Below are 14,489 nucleotides of genomic sequence, written 5' to 3'. Positions count from 1 at the left end.
TTAGTTAGTTTCAGGCAATGTCACTGTAAACGTCGTTCCGTCACGTTCATTACTAGTTACTGATATTTGTCCACGATGTAAATGAATGATAGATTGAGTAATTGCTAATCCTAATCCATTGCTATTATCCTCAGCATTACGTTTATAAAAACGATCGAATAGATGAGGTTGCACTGATTCTGGAATGGTATGCCCTTCATTTTTAACGGTAAAATAAATAATTCCTTCGTTAATAAATAATTTCACATCAATCATGCTATTGGGATTAGAATACTTAATTGCATTTTGAATGAGATTAGAACATGCTTGATGTAATAAACGATTATTTCCTCGGAAATGAACCGTATCTATATCAGACATCAACATTAATTGTTTGTTATCTATCCCATATTGTTCATGACGAATGATGTCAGTTATTAATTCTTTAAAGTGAACATTATCTTCAAATTTTAGATGAGTAGCGTTATCTAGTTCGGATAATAATAATAATTCTTTTGTCAAATTACTTAAATGCGTAACCTCTTCATGAATTTCATGAATAATCTGATCACGCTCTCCTTGATTTACATTGCTTTGTAACGTACTAAGTAGACGATGAATGTGTGTTAATGGCGTCTTGATTTCATGTGAAACATTTTGAACAAAGTGTTGTCGCATATCATCTACTTGTTTTAAAGATTGTCGCATCGCTTCAAATCGATATTGTAACGTACCAATTTCGTCATGACGACTTTGATAGATTGGTGAATTAAAATCACCATGCATTAAACGTTCAGTTGCTTGCTTCAATATTTTTATAGGTTTAATAATTGAATATGTAGATGCAATAACGAGCGTGATAGATATACTTAATAAGCATATTAAAAGAACAGCAAGAAAAGTGCGAAACTCACTAAATGTTTCACCTATATCAGGACGCATGAATACGGCAAGCTTTTGATTATTTTGATTAAAAGGGATACCCACAGTATTATCCGTTTCATTATCAAAAAAGCCAGTTATAAATAGTTCGAAAGGTTTATTTTTAATACCATGGTAGGCTTTACCTTTTAGTACTTGGTTAATAGCTGAATCTGAAATAGTGTCTTTTCGGAATGGTTCACCAAAAAATGTTTTATTATGTGAGTGATCTACAATCATAATTTGATAGTTCATATCTCCTAAATGTTTAAAATATGATTGAGTGTCAGATTGATTTGAAGATGTATGAAATGCTCTTGCCTCTTCTAAAGTACGCATAATTTTTGCGTCATTATGTGCTTTTAAATTGAAATGATAGTACACGTTTGCAAAAAGAAAACTGACTAAAGCACTAAAAAGAATGACTGTAATCGTGTAAATCGCAATACGTGTATAAAGCGTCTTAAACATGTGTAATCACCCTGTATCCTTGTCCACGAACTGTTTGTATCTCAATTGTGGCTTTTAATTGATTTAATCGATGACGTAATCGCTTAATGTGAACGTCTATAGTTCTTTCATCTCCCTCATAATCGAATCCCCAAATTCGCTCAATTAGTGTGTCTCTTGTGAAAATATGTTTTGGTTTACCACACAATAAAAATAATAATTGAAACTCTTTTGTAGGCAAATTGACATTTTTAGAGTCGACAGATAATTCCATATGCTCTTGAATTAAAGTAACATTTCCTAACTTTATAATGTCTTGAGAATTAATTTGGTAACGTCTTAACACAGCTTGTATTCTAAATAACAATTCTTTTACTTCAAAAGGCTTGGTAACGTAATCGTCTGTCCCACTTACAAATGCACGTTCTTTATCACTCAGAGCATCTCTTGCCGTCAACATTATGACAGGTAAATCATAATCATTTTTAAGCAATTGACATAATTCAAATCCATCCATGCCAGTCATCATAATATCAACAACTGCAATGTCGACTTTATTATTTGCAAGGTATGCGATGGCACTTTCACCACATGCGTGAGTGACGGTTTGAATTTGAGCTGCTTCGAGATGTTGAGATACATAATGTAATATCTTATAGTCGTCATCTACTATTAAACACTTCACCATCAGTTTTACTCCTTTATTATTCATAAAATGATTATATGAATAACTATATCAGAAAACAATTCTTCTTAAAGTTCATATTCAGTTCACAATGTGTCATTAAACTATGTATTGAAATAGCAGTGGGAGGTACTAAATATGAATTTAGCATGGAAAGAAATAAAATTTTACAGATTTCGTTATACATTAATCATGTTAATTATATTTCTATTAGGAAGCATGGTGTTATTTATTAGTGGATTAGCTCAAGGCTTAGCACGAGAAAATATATCATATTTAAATAATATGCCAGCTGAACATTATATAGTCGAAGATAATAAGGAACCGAAGTTAGAAAGTTCCCAGTTGAACCAATCACAACAAAACAAAATAGAGAATATCATTCATGAAAATGCAACTCAAATGGGGACGCAAACACTTAAAATAAACCAACAAGATCAAGATGTCATCACGCTAAATACGCCTAAACATCTTACGCCAAAACTTGTAAGTGGTAATTTTCCAAAAAAACAGAATGAAATAGCTATTAGTGAGAAACTGACTGGAAATGACTTGAAAGTTGGAGATACTGTAACTTTTAAAGGACATAATCAAGACTATAAAATTAGCGGCATAATGAATGAGTCAATGTACGCACATAGTTCAATGATATTAATGAATAAAGAAGCGTTTAAGTCATTAAATAAACAAGTATCAACATTTTATCCGGTTGACAAAATCAACAAAGATGAAAAACAATCACTTAAACAAATTAAAGGCATCAAGGTTGTAAATGAAAAGACATTAACTGATAACATTGCTAGTTATCAAGCAGAACAAATGCCACTTAATTTAATGATTATTAGTCTATTCGTGATTACAGCAATCGTTTTAAGTGCGTTCTTCTATGTAATGACGATTCAAAAAATACCTCAAATAGGCATTCTTAAAGCCATAGGTATTAAAAAGAAACATTTATTAACTGCACTTTTACTACAAATTATTTTAACGACAATGTTAGGTGTTATTTTAGCATTTTCTCTCATACTTATATTAAATGTCTTTATGCCTGTAACTATGCCATTTTATTTAAGTTATAGTCAGGTGTTATTAATGATAGTCGTATTTCTAATTGTAGGGTTAATCGGTGCATTATTATCCTTTATAAAAGTTCTAAAAGTAGATCCTATAGAAGCAATTGGAGGTATGGAATAATGGCATTACAACTCAAACACATTACTAAGACATTTGGCAATGGAGATGCACAAACAGAAGTATTAAAGAATATTAATTTTAATGTGAATCAAGGTGAATTCATCATACTAAGTGGCGCATCTGGATCAGGTAAATCTACACTTCTTAATATTTTAGGTGGATTACTAAGTCCGTCGAGTGGAGATGTTTTGTATAATGGTGAGCATTTATTGTCAAATGAAGTAGATAAAACAAGTCTAAGACTAAATGATATAGGTTTTATTTTTCAATCATCTCATTTAGTTCCTTATCTAACAGTTAGAGAACAATTAATGATTGTAGCTAAAGAAGCGGGTATAAAACGTAAAGAGGCTAAAGATAAAGCACAAAGACTATTAAATGAGATAGGTCTGAGTCATCGTTTAGATGTTTATCCTCATTTGTTATCTGGAGGAGAGAAACAACGCGTCGCTATAATGAGAGCTTTTATGAATGAACCTAAAATCATATTAGCAGATGAGCCAACTGCCAGTTTAGATGCAGATAGAGCGACATCTGTTGTGCAAATGATTAAAGCACATGTTCAAACCAAAAATATGATTGGTATTATGATTACGCATGATAAAAGATTATTTGAATATGCGGATAGAGTGATTGAAATTGAAGATGGTAAAATCGAGTTATAAAAAATAAGCTTAGAAAGTTTAATTAGTTGTGTCATTTAAATCACACAATAATCAAACTTCTCTCAGCTATTATCATTTTGCGGGAGTGGAACAAAACATACTGTTCCACTCCCGCTTTTTTAAAATAGAATGAAAAGAGAAGCAAAAAATAAAACTGCAAAGTAAATGGTCAATAGTAATTTATATTGATACATTAGTGCTAAGAAATCTCTCACTAATGCGACATCAAAAAAATGATAAGGGGTGTGACTTCCTATACCATCAACTTTCATTCGGTTCGTATGCGCCAATTTCATTCCTCGTAAGATATGAAATTGGCTCGTAACACAAAGTATATTGGGGCTATTTGAGTATAGATTGTGTATGCCTTTTTTTGAATAATAGAAGTTTTCAAACGTATTTGTAGATTGAGATTCCATAATAATACTAGATTGGCGAACCCCATGTTGTATTAAATAACGCTGCATCGCTAATGCTTCAGATATGGGTTCATCTGGCCCCTGACCACCACTAACAATTATTTTACATTTGTCAGTTTGATGTTGATATACACTAAGTGCACGATTTAATCTTTCGGCTAACATTGGTGTAACTTTTTCTGTGAAAATTCCAGCTCCTAATACCATAATTAAGTCGTACTGCTTATGAGTTGAGATACGACCTAAAGCTGATGACCAAGACATGTAAAGCAATAATGCATAACAAGTACTTATCGCAATCATAGTTAGCCACAAGAAAACACCATTAATTATAGGAATAGGCATAGTGCTAAGATATGCAAGAATCGATGCAAAGAGTACTCCTAGTATGAGAAGTTTCGTCATTTTATTTATAAAAGTTTGACCTTTTTGTAAGGAGAAAAGATGGTTGTGCTTCACTAGTAAACCACCCATAGTAATCATCATGATTATTATTAGTGTAGTAGGGAGTGTCATTGTTAATAGATTCAAAACAGTAATTAACATACATAATATAATAGTTGTAATAAACATTCTTAAATTAAGAAGCCATTTCACGTTGAATAATACACCTAGTACAATCAATAACACAACGAGAGCTAAGATAATTGCAATCATAAGGAATACCTCTAATTTCTTTATATATATAAATGTAATCGAACAACTTACCAATTAGCAACTATTAATAAAGTAATGAGGTTTTCAAGAGAATTGTTTATTGATATTATTTAACAGAGTATGTAAAACGCTATTGATTACTATTTAACAAGGAGTAAAGTAATGAGCATAATTTCAAGAAACCACATCGAATTTATGAAGCAATTCATTGATGATACTAATACTTTAACTGCAAAGTTATTAAAAGATCAGCAAAGCAAGTATGGTATTTCAATGGAGCAATCCAATGTTCTAAGATTGCTAAGCCATCATCAAGTATTATCAATTACTGAAATAATTGAAAAACAAGGTGTTAATAAAGCAGCAGTAAGTCGACGTATCAAGAAACTAATCGATAGTGGCTTCGTAGCATTACAAAAGCCAAATAACAATATTGATCAACGACTAAAATATGTTGCTCTAACGGAAAAAGGTAGAAAATATACTGAAGAAAACAATAAAATAGTTAGCGATATGGTTAGTGATATGGTAGCTGATTTATCAAGTAAAGATATTGAGAAAGCTTTAAGTGTATTATATATAATAGATGAGAGAGTAAAAAAATTTAATTCAAAAGTTTAAATTAGTATGAAGGTCTAGAATGATTATTATATAATAGAAATCATATTCTTAATTTGAAATTAAAATATCAATCGATAAATATATTCTAGTAGAGGGGAAGTTGGTGACTAAATGAGTACATGTCCGAAATGTGGACAGAAAATTGATAGTAACTTAAACAAATGTCCTAATTGTGGAAATAAATTAGACAATAAAGACAATCAAATAAACTCCCCTCAAATCAACACATCTAATATTAGGATAAGAAAGTTTATTCCTTGGGCTATCGTTGCGTTTATCATTGTTTTACTAATTATTGTGTTTGTATTGGTTAGAAATTACAATTCACCTAATGCGCAAACAAAGATTTTAGTTAATGCAATTGATAATAATGATTCACAAAAAGTAGCGACGCTATTAAGCTCTAAAAATTCTCATATAGATTCTGATGAGGCAAGTGTATATATAGACTATATTAGAAGTGAAGTTGGAATGAAGAAGTTTGCGCGCGATATTAAATCTACAGTAGAAACACTCAATAAAAGTGATTCAAAAGAGGCAATTAATTTAAAAACGCGTGCAGGTAATAACTACTTACGTGTAAGTAAAAATGGTACACGATTATTAATATTCGATAATATGAGTTACACTGCTCCTACAAAGAAGGCAATTGTGAAACCTAAATTGGATACGAAATATGAATTTAAAGATGGTGGAAAAAAGAAAACAGTTATTGCTGATGCGAATAAGACGACTTCACTAGGTACTTATATCCCAGGTATATATTCTGTTGATGCTAAAAAAGAAACAGAATATGGTGAGTTTAGTGGTCAACTTAAATTTGACTTTAGATATGGAAAGAGTAACACAGTTGAAGTAAATGAAAATTTCAACGAAGCGTTATTAACAGTCAAATTAAAAGGAAAAAGTGATTTAGACAAAGGCTCATTAAAAGTTGAAATAAATGATAAACAAATGAAATATAGCAGTTCTAGAGAATATGGACCTTATCCTCAAACGAAAGATGTTACAGTTTCTGCACTAGGTAAGGCAAAAGGGAAAACATTCCATGCAGAGACAAAAACAATCAAAGCAAGAGATTTAGGTAATATTAATAGTGCTACATTAGAGTTTGATGATGAAGAGATTAGTGATTATATCGAGGAAAAAGAAGCGGAAGAAAATAGTTTGAAAACAAAGCTAAGTAATTTCTTTAGTAATTATTCTTTCACTTTGAATTCAGCTATTTCACAAAGTGATTTCAATTTAGTGAGTACATTTTTAAAAGATAAATCGAGTATCTATAAGTCTATAAAAAACAATTTAAACCAATCAGTTGCTTTTATTAATCCACAAGTTGTAAGTGCTAGTCAAAAAGGCAACACGATTAATACTAAAGTGCAACATTTAAATAGCAATGGGCAGTATGAAACCACTAATTATGAATTAAGAGAAGATAGTGATACGGGTAATATTCAATTAGTTGATTCAAAATAAATGAATGAGTAGCGATCGAAATTGTATCTTTAACATTCATTCTAAATAAGTATTTGTAGACTGAACTGAGAAGGTGATTAAATCAAGCTTTTCTCAGTTCTAGTCATTTATAAGAGAATGAACGAAACACAAACTTAAAATTTCAGTAAGTGGTTTAAAAATTCGAAAGCTAGAGTAATATTGAAGCATGTTTTATTCCAACTTATTAAATTTTAATCAATACATAAAAATATGAAACCTAAAAAGGTGGGATAATATAATGGATATAGAGCAAAAGCAAAAGAAAAATTCACCGTTATTTATTATTATATTGGGTGCTTTAACTGCTATAGGTGCTTTATCTATAGATATGTTTTTGCCAGGGCTACCAGAATTAAAAAATGATTTTAATACGACTACTGCTAATGCACAACTAACTTTATCTTTATTTATGATAGGTTTAGGGTTAGGTAATCTGATTGTAGGTCCAATATCCGATAGTATTGGGCGAAAGAAACCACTAGTTATATCAATGATTATATTTGCTTTAGCAAGTTTAGGTATTGTCTTCGTTGAAAATATTTGGATTATGGTATTTCTTAGATTTATTCAAGGGTTTACTGGAGGCGCTGGAGCTGTTATATCAAGAGCGATTGCTAGTGACATGTATCGTGGAAATGAACTGACTAAATTTTTAGCACTGCTCATGCTAGTTAATGGAGTAGCACCTGTGATTGCGCCAGCTTTAGGGGGCTTAATTTTGAGTTTTGCTGTTTGGCGAATGGTTTTTGTCATTTTAACGCTATTTGGTGTATTAATGGTGTTAGGTTCATTGTTTAAAGTTCCTGAATCTTTATCGGTAGAAAATCGTGATAGCAGTGGAGTGAATGTGATTTTTAGTAACTTTAAAAGTCTACTCACAACACCACGATTTGTCTTACCAATGCTCATTCAAGGCGTTACATTCATCATGTTATTTAGTTACATTTCTGCATCACCATTTTTAGTTCAAAAAATATATGGTGTTTCGCCATTACACTTTAGTTGGATGTTTGCAGGAGTGGGAATCACACTTATTATTGCGAGTCAGATTGCTGGAAAATTAGTAGACTATTTTCACCCACAAGTGCTACTACGTGCATTTACAATTATCCAAATCTTTGGCGTTGTGATTGTGTCATTAACATTAATAAATCATTGGCATTTTGCGTTATTAGTTATAGGTTTTATCGTTTTAGTGGCGCCAGTTACAGGCGTCGCGACATTAGGATTTTCAATTGCAATGGAAGAACGTACAACCGGAAGCGGAAGCGCATCAAGTTTATTGGGATTATTACAATCTTTATTAGGCGGCCTTGTGACACCACTTGTTAATCTAAAAGGTGAATATAACAGTATGCCTTATATCATTATTATTAGTCTCACAGCAATTTTACTTATCATTTTACAATTATTAAATATTAAAGTATTTAAACATGACAAATTATAAAAGAAATTAAATTAATTACTATGCTACGATGAAACAATTAAATACAGTATCAAAGTGAAGAAGCCATTAATCGAGTTAACTCAATTAATGGCTTCTTCATTGGCTAAATACAACTATCTTTGAACTTTTAAAGTATTAGCTAGTAATGCACTTGCTACTTCATCCGGGCGTTCTTGACACCCTAATCTTAACCAATTTAAAATGACACCTATTTGACCACTCATTGTATAAGTTATAAAAAAAGGCACGTTTTGAATGGTTGTATTATTTTCTCCTAAAATTCTCGTGTAATACTGTTTCGTAATATCAATATATTCCATAACTAATTCTTTATTTGGATGGGAAATAAAAATAGCGTGGTAAAACGCTTTTTTTCTATAGATATATTTTAGAATAATATGGAAGAATTTATAAACTTTTTCAGGATTTTTTTTAATATTATCAAAATTAAAAGAGAATGTGTTGAGTAAGTGTTCGTATTTATTCAAATGATAATTTTGGATTTTTGATAGCAAGTCAAATTTATCTTGAAAGTGATCATAGAAAGTTGACCGATTGACATTAATATTTGCACAAATCATCTTTATAGATATATTTTCGAAGGGATAAATTTCTAATAAATCAATTAAACTTTTTATAATTTTATATTTAGCGTTTTGCTTCATCTTGTCACCTGATTTATCTTGTACTTCATTTAGCCGACAATTTACTAATAATTGTTGGTGTTAATTTTATTTATATGTCTTTATAATATTAAAAGTGATTTTGAAAAGCAAATAGGAGGAAATGTTCAATGAAGAAAATGGTGTTAATTAATATCATCACAATCGTTGTTCTAGTTGTAGTTGGTATTGTAGGTTTCTACTTATATCATAATGCTACAAGCTTTGTAACAACTGATAATGCCAAAGTTGATGGAGAACAAATTCAAATCTCTAGCCCAACTTCAGGTCAAATTAAATCTCTTGATGTAAAACAAGGGGACAAAGTTAAAAAAGGTGACAAAGTAGCAGAAGTGAGTGGTCAAAGCCAAAGCGGTGAGTCACAAACAATGGATATCAAAATGCCAAAAAACGGAACTATCGTTAAAACAAGTGGTATGGAAGGTTCAGTTGCACAAGCAGGTTCACCAATTGCTTATGCTTACAATTTAGATGATTTATATATTACAGCAAATATTGACGAAAAAGATGTTAGCAGTGTAGAAAAAGGCGACAAAGTTGACGTAACAATCGACGGTGAAGATTCTGACGTTGACGGTAAAGTTGAAGAAGTAGGCCAAGCAACTGCAGCTAGCTTCTCATTAATGCCATCATCTAACACTGACGGTAACTACACTAAAGTATCTCAAGTAGTACCAGTTAAAATTTCTTTAGATTCAGCACCATCTAAAAATGTTGTTCCTGGAATGAACGCTGAAGTAAAAATTCATAAAGACTAAGGAGGTCATAGAATGACAACGACCTTCATTGTTGGATATATTGTTTTAGCGGTCATTTTAGTTGGTTTAGTTAACGTTCTTGTGTTGAAATCACGTAAGAAACGTAAGAACCAAGCTAAGGGACAACACATAAATGAAGAATCTAAAAGTCAAAGTAATCCATCTAAATTTAAAATCAGTGACTTAGACCGAGATAAAGCGTCGAATCGCACGCAAGATTCTCAAAGAGACGATGATAAACAGCGTCACACGAACTCTGAAGATAGACACATTGAAAATGATAAACGAAAAAATCATTTCGAGAATGAACAAGATCAGCAAGATCATGCATCAGAGCAAATACATCCTGAGCAAAAGCAAGCATCACATTCCTTACATTATGCTGATGATGCTACTGAGGATGACAAAAAAGATGATGATGTAAACAATCAACATCTACCTAAGGATTCAATTTATGAACCGATTAATCCTGATTCTCAAGAAGGACGTGTAAACGAACGTATTAAGAAACAAAAAGAAGATTTTGTTTTTGGAAAAGGGATTACAAGAAATAAAATTTTAGCAGCAATGTTGTTTGGTATGTTTATAGCCATCTTAAACCAAACGTTATTAAACGTTGCATTGCCTAAGATTAATACAGAATTCAATATTTCTGCGTCAACTGGACAATGGTTGATGACAGGATTCATGTTAGTAAATGGTATTTTAATTCCAATAAGTGCATTCTTATTTAATAAATACTCTTATCGTAAGTTGTTTATTATTGCACTTTTATTATTCACTATTGGTTCACTAGTCTGTGCACTTTCTAATAACTTCCCTATGATGATGGGTGGACGTGTACTACAAGCCATTGGTGCTGGTGTGTTAATGCCATTAGGTTCTAACGTAATCGTTACAATCTTCCCACCAGAAAAACGTGGCGTTGCAATGGGAACAATGGGTATAGCAATGATATTGGCGCCAGCTATTGGACCAACTTTATCAGGTTACATCGTTCAAAATTATCATTGGAACGTTATGTTCTATGGTATGTTCTTCCTAGGAATTGCTGCAATGATATTCGGTTATTTCTGGTTCAGATTATATCAAAGAACAACAAATCCAAGAGCCGACTATCAAGGTATCGTCTACAGTACGATTGGATTTGGTGCACTATTATACGGATTCAGTGAAGCCGGTAATAAAGGTTGGGGTTCAGCTGAAATCGTAACGATGTTCATAATTGGTGCGATATTCATTGCTGCATTCGTCATTCGTGAATTAACAATGAGAGCGCCAATGTTAAATCTTGAAGTGTTGAAATCATCAACATTTACACTAACAACTATCATTAACATGGTTGTTATGATGAGTTTATTCGGTGGTATGATTTTATTACCAATCTACTTACAAAATTTACGTGGCTTCTCAGCACTTGATTCAGGACTGTTATTACTTCCTGGTTCATTAGTTATGGGTATATTAGGACCAATTACTGGTAAGCTACTTGATACAATTGGTTTAAAACCTTTAGCATTGTTTGGTATAGCTGTAATGGCTTACGGAACATGGGAACTTACTAAATTAAATATGGATACATCATATCTTCATATAATGAGTATTTATGTGATTCGATCATTCGGTATGGCGTTTGTAATGATGCCACTTATGACAGCGGCCATTAACGCACTGCCACCAAGACTTATTTCTCATGGTAATGCATTCCTAAACACGATGAGACAATTAGCTGGTTCAATTGGTACTGCGATTCTTGTTACTGTTATGACGACGCAAACAACAAATCATGTTGGTGCGTTTACAGATGAATTAGATAAAACAAATCCTGTGATCCAAGACCACGTCCGTCAAATGGCGGCACAATATGGTGGTCAATCTGAAGCAGTACAAGCTATCTTAAAATACGTAAATCAGCTTGCATATATCGAAGGCATTAACGATGCATTCTGGATTGCGACTGGATTAGCAGTCTTAGCATTTATTTTAAGTTTATTCTTAAAAGGTAAAAAAGGCGCTGATGCAGAACATGAAAGAATGATGAATGCAGAAAGTAATAAATTTAAATAAAATGATGTTGGGGGACATTATTTTTAAAGTATCGGTACACTTCTTTAAGTGTGATCGATACTTTTTTTATTAGAAAAAAGCCATTGTGACTAAATGATTACGTCTACAATGGCAAAAAATATATTACTTGATTTTAGGATGGTTCATTTTTCGATTTCTGAAAAAGAAACTAACAATTAATAAAGCTAGACTACATACTAATAAAATAAGCGCATTATGAATAGCATCCGCTTCACTAATAATTTGATTAGCAGAAACATTTAACGAGAAACTTTGTAGTTTATCAGCAATTCGTTGACCAATTACTTGTATTGCATATCCGAAATACAGTGACATGATCAATAATATTGAAATCACAATAAAATTTAAAATCTTTAATAAAGTTCGATTGAAGATAATAGTCAAAATAGTGATAACTAAACTTACAATTGTTAAAATGAAAAATATATTAAAAACAAATACGAGACGATTGGCCACATCTTCAAGATTAGCTAATTGGCTTAAATTAATATTAAGTGTACCTATTTGTGTAACCGTATACTGAAAACCTTTAATCTGACCGTAACTAATGGGTTGATTAGCAAATGCTAAATTAAAGATAGGTTGTTTGTACATACTATAACCCGTAATAGCTACTAATATGAAAATTATGATTTGGATAATTAAACTCACCCAAGATCTTCTTTTTCGGTTGTTACGATTAGAACGAAGATCGTTGTGATTATCAATAGGAGATTTATTATCATATTGTGTTGTTTTTCTTTCTGACACTTTTCTAACTCCTTTTCTATAATTCATTTGTTTTCTAAGATTGACTAATTTATACTGAATTTAATATGCAATTAACAATATTATATTAAATATTTAATCATGATTTTTTTGAACATAGTTTTCATTATATCGCTTTTTGTGCTAAATGTAATGACGTTTAAGTAATTTATTATTAATTAAGGTAGGTAGAATTTTATGAGATCACATATGGTTAATCGAATCATCAATCGATACTTACTGCACATTCGTTCAATAATGTTTGATAATGATTCAGATTTCGATAAGTTCATGGATAAAAGAAAAGATATTAATCAAGCGAAGCATAAGCAACCTTCAAGTTTAAATGTTAAATCTAATTTAGATAAGTTGTCACACAATGATATGCAAGTATTTAGATTTAATTTTCGTCATGAAACAAAAAAGAAAATTCTCTATATTCATGGTGGTTATAATACGTTACAACCCTCACCATTTCATTGGAGGTTTATGGATAAACTTGCACTTAGTACGCTTTATGAAGTTGTGTTGCCAATTTATCCTAAAGCACCAGAACACCACTTTCAAGACACATTTAAAGCAATCGATGGGATATATCAATCTTTATTAGAAGAAGTGGATGCCAAGCATATCGTTATTATGGGGGATGGTACTGGGGGCGCATTAGCACTAAGTTACGTTCAACAACTTGTGGCTAATAATCAACCATTACCTAATAAAGTTTATCTACTTTCACCAATGTTGGATGCAACATTGACTAATCCTGAAATAACTAAGGATTTAAGCAATAAAGACCGTTTCGTCAATAGGGATGGTTTACAACGTATATTCAATGTATGGACGCAAGGAGAAGCACTAGCTAATCCATTAATATCACCAATTTATGGACAACTACACGATTTACCACCTATCGTTTTATTCGGTGGTGGCAGAGAAATTTATCATCCAGATATGAAGCGTTTTGTATATAATTTGGAGGATAAGGGACAACCAGTTCAATTCTTTGAGTATCCGAAAATGTTCCACGATTTCCCTTTATTCCCTATAAGTGAGTCACACAAAGTAATTAAACAAATTACTAAGACGATTGATGCTTAATTAACATCAAACAAAACATAGTTTGATATAAAAAAGTACTCTAAGTCTACTTAGCAGATATGACGTAGGTAATTGAACTGAGAAGGGCATTTAATTGTTCCTTCTCAGTTCTTTTTGTTGAAGATGAGTTCTCGTCTTCTGTCACTTCAAATCATGAAATATGAATAACTTCATTGTTCAAAATTTAAATTAAATTTTGAACTTTAGTTATAACCGTTTGTTGACCTAAGTTATGATAATAATTGTCTATGCCTTGTGCCAAATCTATTTGAGATACATCTTGTTGATTTAACAAATTCACTAAATTAGATGATAAGTTCGCAAATTGACTTGCATAGTCATTTAATAAATGTTTCAAAATTTCCTCATTTTCCTCTGATGCAACGATATTTTGTAATGCTTCAATAGCTTGTTTCTGTCCTTGATAATAACTAATATTAAATGCTCTTTTAAGCAATTCCTGACTGGGACCATTCATAAATAATTGTTTAGTAATATTGAGTTCTATTAAGTCTACTTTAAGCTCATCATTTAAATCATATAATAATTCTAAAAGTTGATTGCGGAATTGTGATACCAT

The 14,489-nt window shown here is 31.5% G+C and carries 14 protein-coding genes; 8 read left to right on the top strand and 6 right to left on the bottom strand.

From position 1 onward, the window contains the following. Both BDW31_RS03720 and BDW31_RS03715 read right to left on the bottom strand, forming a co-directional pair. Positions 1–1,371: a sensor histidine kinase gene (locus BDW31_RS03720; protein ID WP_053025203.1), complete on the bottom strand. Its 1,371-nt coding sequence runs from the start codon at positions 1,369–1,371 to the stop codon at positions 1–3. Then, positions 1,364–2,038, bottom strand: coding sequence for a response regulator transcription factor (locus BDW31_RS03715; protein ID WP_053025204.1), 675 nt, complete (start codon positions 2,036–2,038; stop codon positions 1,364–1,366). Before BDW31_RS03715 ends, BDW31_RS03720 begins: the two co-directional genes overlap by 8 nt. A gap of 135 nt (positions 2,039–2,173) precedes the next feature. Here BDW31_RS03715 and BDW31_RS03710 point away from each other — a divergent pair, with 135 nt between their 5' ends. Both BDW31_RS03710 and BDW31_RS03705 read left to right on the top strand, forming a co-directional pair. Next, on the top strand, positions 2,174–3,229 hold the full coding sequence (locus BDW31_RS03710; protein WP_053025205.1) for an ABC transporter permease: 1,056 nt from the start codon (positions 2,174–2,176) through the stop codon (positions 3,227–3,229). Then, entirely contained in the window at positions 3,229–3,894 is a 666-nt protein-coding gene (locus tag BDW31_RS03705) for an ABC transporter ATP-binding protein (protein ID WP_053023281.1), read from the top strand. Before BDW31_RS03710 ends, BDW31_RS03705 begins: the two co-directional genes overlap by 1 nt. A gap of 119 nt (positions 3,895–4,013) precedes the next feature. Here BDW31_RS03705 and BDW31_RS03700 read toward each other — a convergent pair whose 3' ends face one another. Then, positions 4,014–4,970, bottom strand: coding sequence for a YdcF family protein (locus tag BDW31_RS03700; RefSeq protein ID WP_053025206.1), 957 nt, complete (start codon positions 4,968–4,970; stop codon positions 4,014–4,016). 162 nt (positions 4,971–5,132) lie between these two features. Here BDW31_RS03700 and tcaR point away from each other — a divergent pair, with 162 nt between their 5' ends. The 3 genes from tcaR to tcaB all read left to right on the top strand — a co-directional run bounded on the left by tcaR (position 5,133) and on the right by tcaB (position 8,535). After that, positions 5,133–5,591, top strand: coding sequence for a MarR family transcriptional regulator TcaR (gene tcaR / locus BDW31_RS03695; protein WP_053023283.1), 459 nt, complete (start codon positions 5,133–5,135; stop codon positions 5,589–5,591). Positions 5,592–5,702: 111 nt separating this feature from the next. Further along, on the top strand, positions 5,703–7,067 hold the full coding sequence (tcaA, locus tag BDW31_RS03690; protein WP_053025207.1) for a membrane-associated protein TcaA: 1,365 nt from the start codon (positions 5,703–5,705) through the stop codon (positions 7,065–7,067). A 259-nt stretch (positions 7,068–7,326) separates the two neighbouring features. Beyond that, positions 7,327–8,535 (top strand): putative multidrug effflux MFS transporter TcaB, encoded by a 1,209-nt coding sequence (tcaB, locus tag BDW31_RS03685; protein WP_053025208.1) that lies wholly within the window; start codon positions 7,327–7,329, stop codon positions 8,533–8,535. Positions 8,536–8,648: 113 nt separating this feature from the next. Here tcaB and BDW31_RS03680 read toward each other — a convergent pair whose 3' ends face one another. Continuing rightward, entirely contained in the window at positions 8,649–9,200 is a 552-nt protein-coding gene (locus BDW31_RS03680) for a TetR/AcrR family transcriptional regulator (protein ID WP_070581987.1), read from the bottom strand. Between the two features lie 128 nt (positions 9,201–9,328). Between BDW31_RS03680 and BDW31_RS03675 the strand changes: the two genes are divergently transcribed. Both BDW31_RS03675 and BDW31_RS03670 read left to right on the top strand, forming a co-directional pair. Further along, on the top strand, positions 9,329–9,976 hold the full coding sequence (locus BDW31_RS03675) for an HlyD family secretion protein (protein ID WP_053025209.1): 648 nt from the start codon (positions 9,329–9,331) through the stop codon (positions 9,974–9,976). A gap of 12 nt (positions 9,977–9,988) precedes the next feature. Then, complete coding sequence (locus tag BDW31_RS03670) at positions 9,989–12,043, top strand: DHA2 family efflux MFS transporter permease subunit (protein ID WP_053025210.1); 2,055 nt, start codon at positions 9,989–9,991, stop codon at positions 12,041–12,043. A gap of 123 nt (positions 12,044–12,166) precedes the next feature. On the opposite strand, the gene BDW31_RS03665 is transcribed toward BDW31_RS03670, so the two are convergent. Next, positions 12,167–12,814 (bottom strand): hypothetical protein, encoded by a 648-nt coding sequence (locus BDW31_RS03665; RefSeq protein ID WP_053025211.1) that lies wholly within the window; start codon positions 12,812–12,814, stop codon positions 12,167–12,169. Between the two features lie 195 nt (positions 12,815–13,009). Here BDW31_RS03665 and BDW31_RS03660 point away from each other — a divergent pair, with 195 nt between their 5' ends. Beyond that, positions 13,010–13,909: an alpha/beta hydrolase fold domain-containing protein gene (locus BDW31_RS03660; RefSeq protein WP_110709186.1), complete on the top strand. Its 900-nt coding sequence runs from the start codon at positions 13,010–13,012 to the stop codon at positions 13,907–13,909. A 184-nt stretch (positions 13,910–14,093) separates the two neighbouring features. Here the strand turns inward: BDW31_RS03660 and BDW31_RS03655 are convergent, their stop codons facing one another. Further along, entirely contained in the window at positions 14,094–14,489 is a 396-nt protein-coding gene (locus tag BDW31_RS03655) for a hypothetical protein (RefSeq protein WP_053025213.1), read from the bottom strand.

The organism is Staphylococcus sp. AtHG25, from assembly GCF_003217445.1.
Lineage (GTDB): Bacteria > Bacillota > Bacilli > Staphylococcales > Staphylococcaceae > Staphylococcus > Staphylococcus haemolyticus.
Note: the sequence above shows the minus strand (reverse complement) of the source record. Positions and strands in the feature narration are given on the sequence as shown.

Bases quoted from the DNA above. Each gene is read 5' to 3' on its own strand.
- BDW31_RS03720 (WP_053025203.1), bottom strand. From the start codon at position 1,371: ATGTTTAAGACGCTTTATACACGTATTGCGATTTACACGATTACAGTC.
- BDW31_RS03715 (WP_053025204.1), bottom strand. From the start codon at position 2,038: ATGGTGAAGTGTTTAATAGTAGATGACGACTATAAGATATTACATTAT.
- BDW31_RS03710 (WP_053025205.1), top strand. From the start codon at position 2,174: ATGAATTTAGCATGGAAAGAAATAAAATTTTACAGATTTCGTTATACA.
- BDW31_RS03705 (WP_053023281.1), top strand. From the start codon at position 3,229: ATGGCATTACAACTCAAACACATTACTAAGACATTTGGCAATGGAGAT.
- BDW31_RS03700 (WP_053025206.1), bottom strand. From the start codon at position 4,970: ATGATTGCAATTATCTTAGCTCTCGTTGTGTTATTGATTGTACTAGGT.
- tcaR (WP_053023283.1), top strand. From the start codon at position 5,133: ATGAGCATAATTTCAAGAAACCACATCGAATTTATGAAGCAATTCATT.
- tcaA (WP_053025207.1), top strand. From the start codon at position 5,703: ATGAGTACATGTCCGAAATGTGGACAGAAAATTGATAGTAACTTAAAC.
- tcaB (WP_053025208.1), top strand. From the start codon at position 7,327: ATGGATATAGAGCAAAAGCAAAAGAAAAATTCACCGTTATTTATTATT.
- BDW31_RS03680 (WP_070581987.1), bottom strand. From the start codon at position 9,200: ATGAAGCAAAACGCTAAATATAAAATTATAAAAAGTTTAATTGATTTA.
- BDW31_RS03675 (WP_053025209.1), top strand. From the start codon at position 9,329: ATGAAGAAAATGGTGTTAATTAATATCATCACAATCGTTGTTCTAGTT.
- BDW31_RS03670 (WP_053025210.1), top strand. From the start codon at position 9,989: ATGACAACGACCTTCATTGTTGGATATATTGTTTTAGCGGTCATTTTA.
- BDW31_RS03660 (WP_110709186.1), top strand. From the start codon at position 13,010: ATGAGATCACATATGGTTAATCGAATCATCAATCGATACTTACTGCAC.
- BDW31_RS03655 (WP_053025213.1), bottom strand. From the start codon at position 14,489: ATGGTATCACAATTCCGCAATCAACTTTTAGAATTATTATATGATTTA.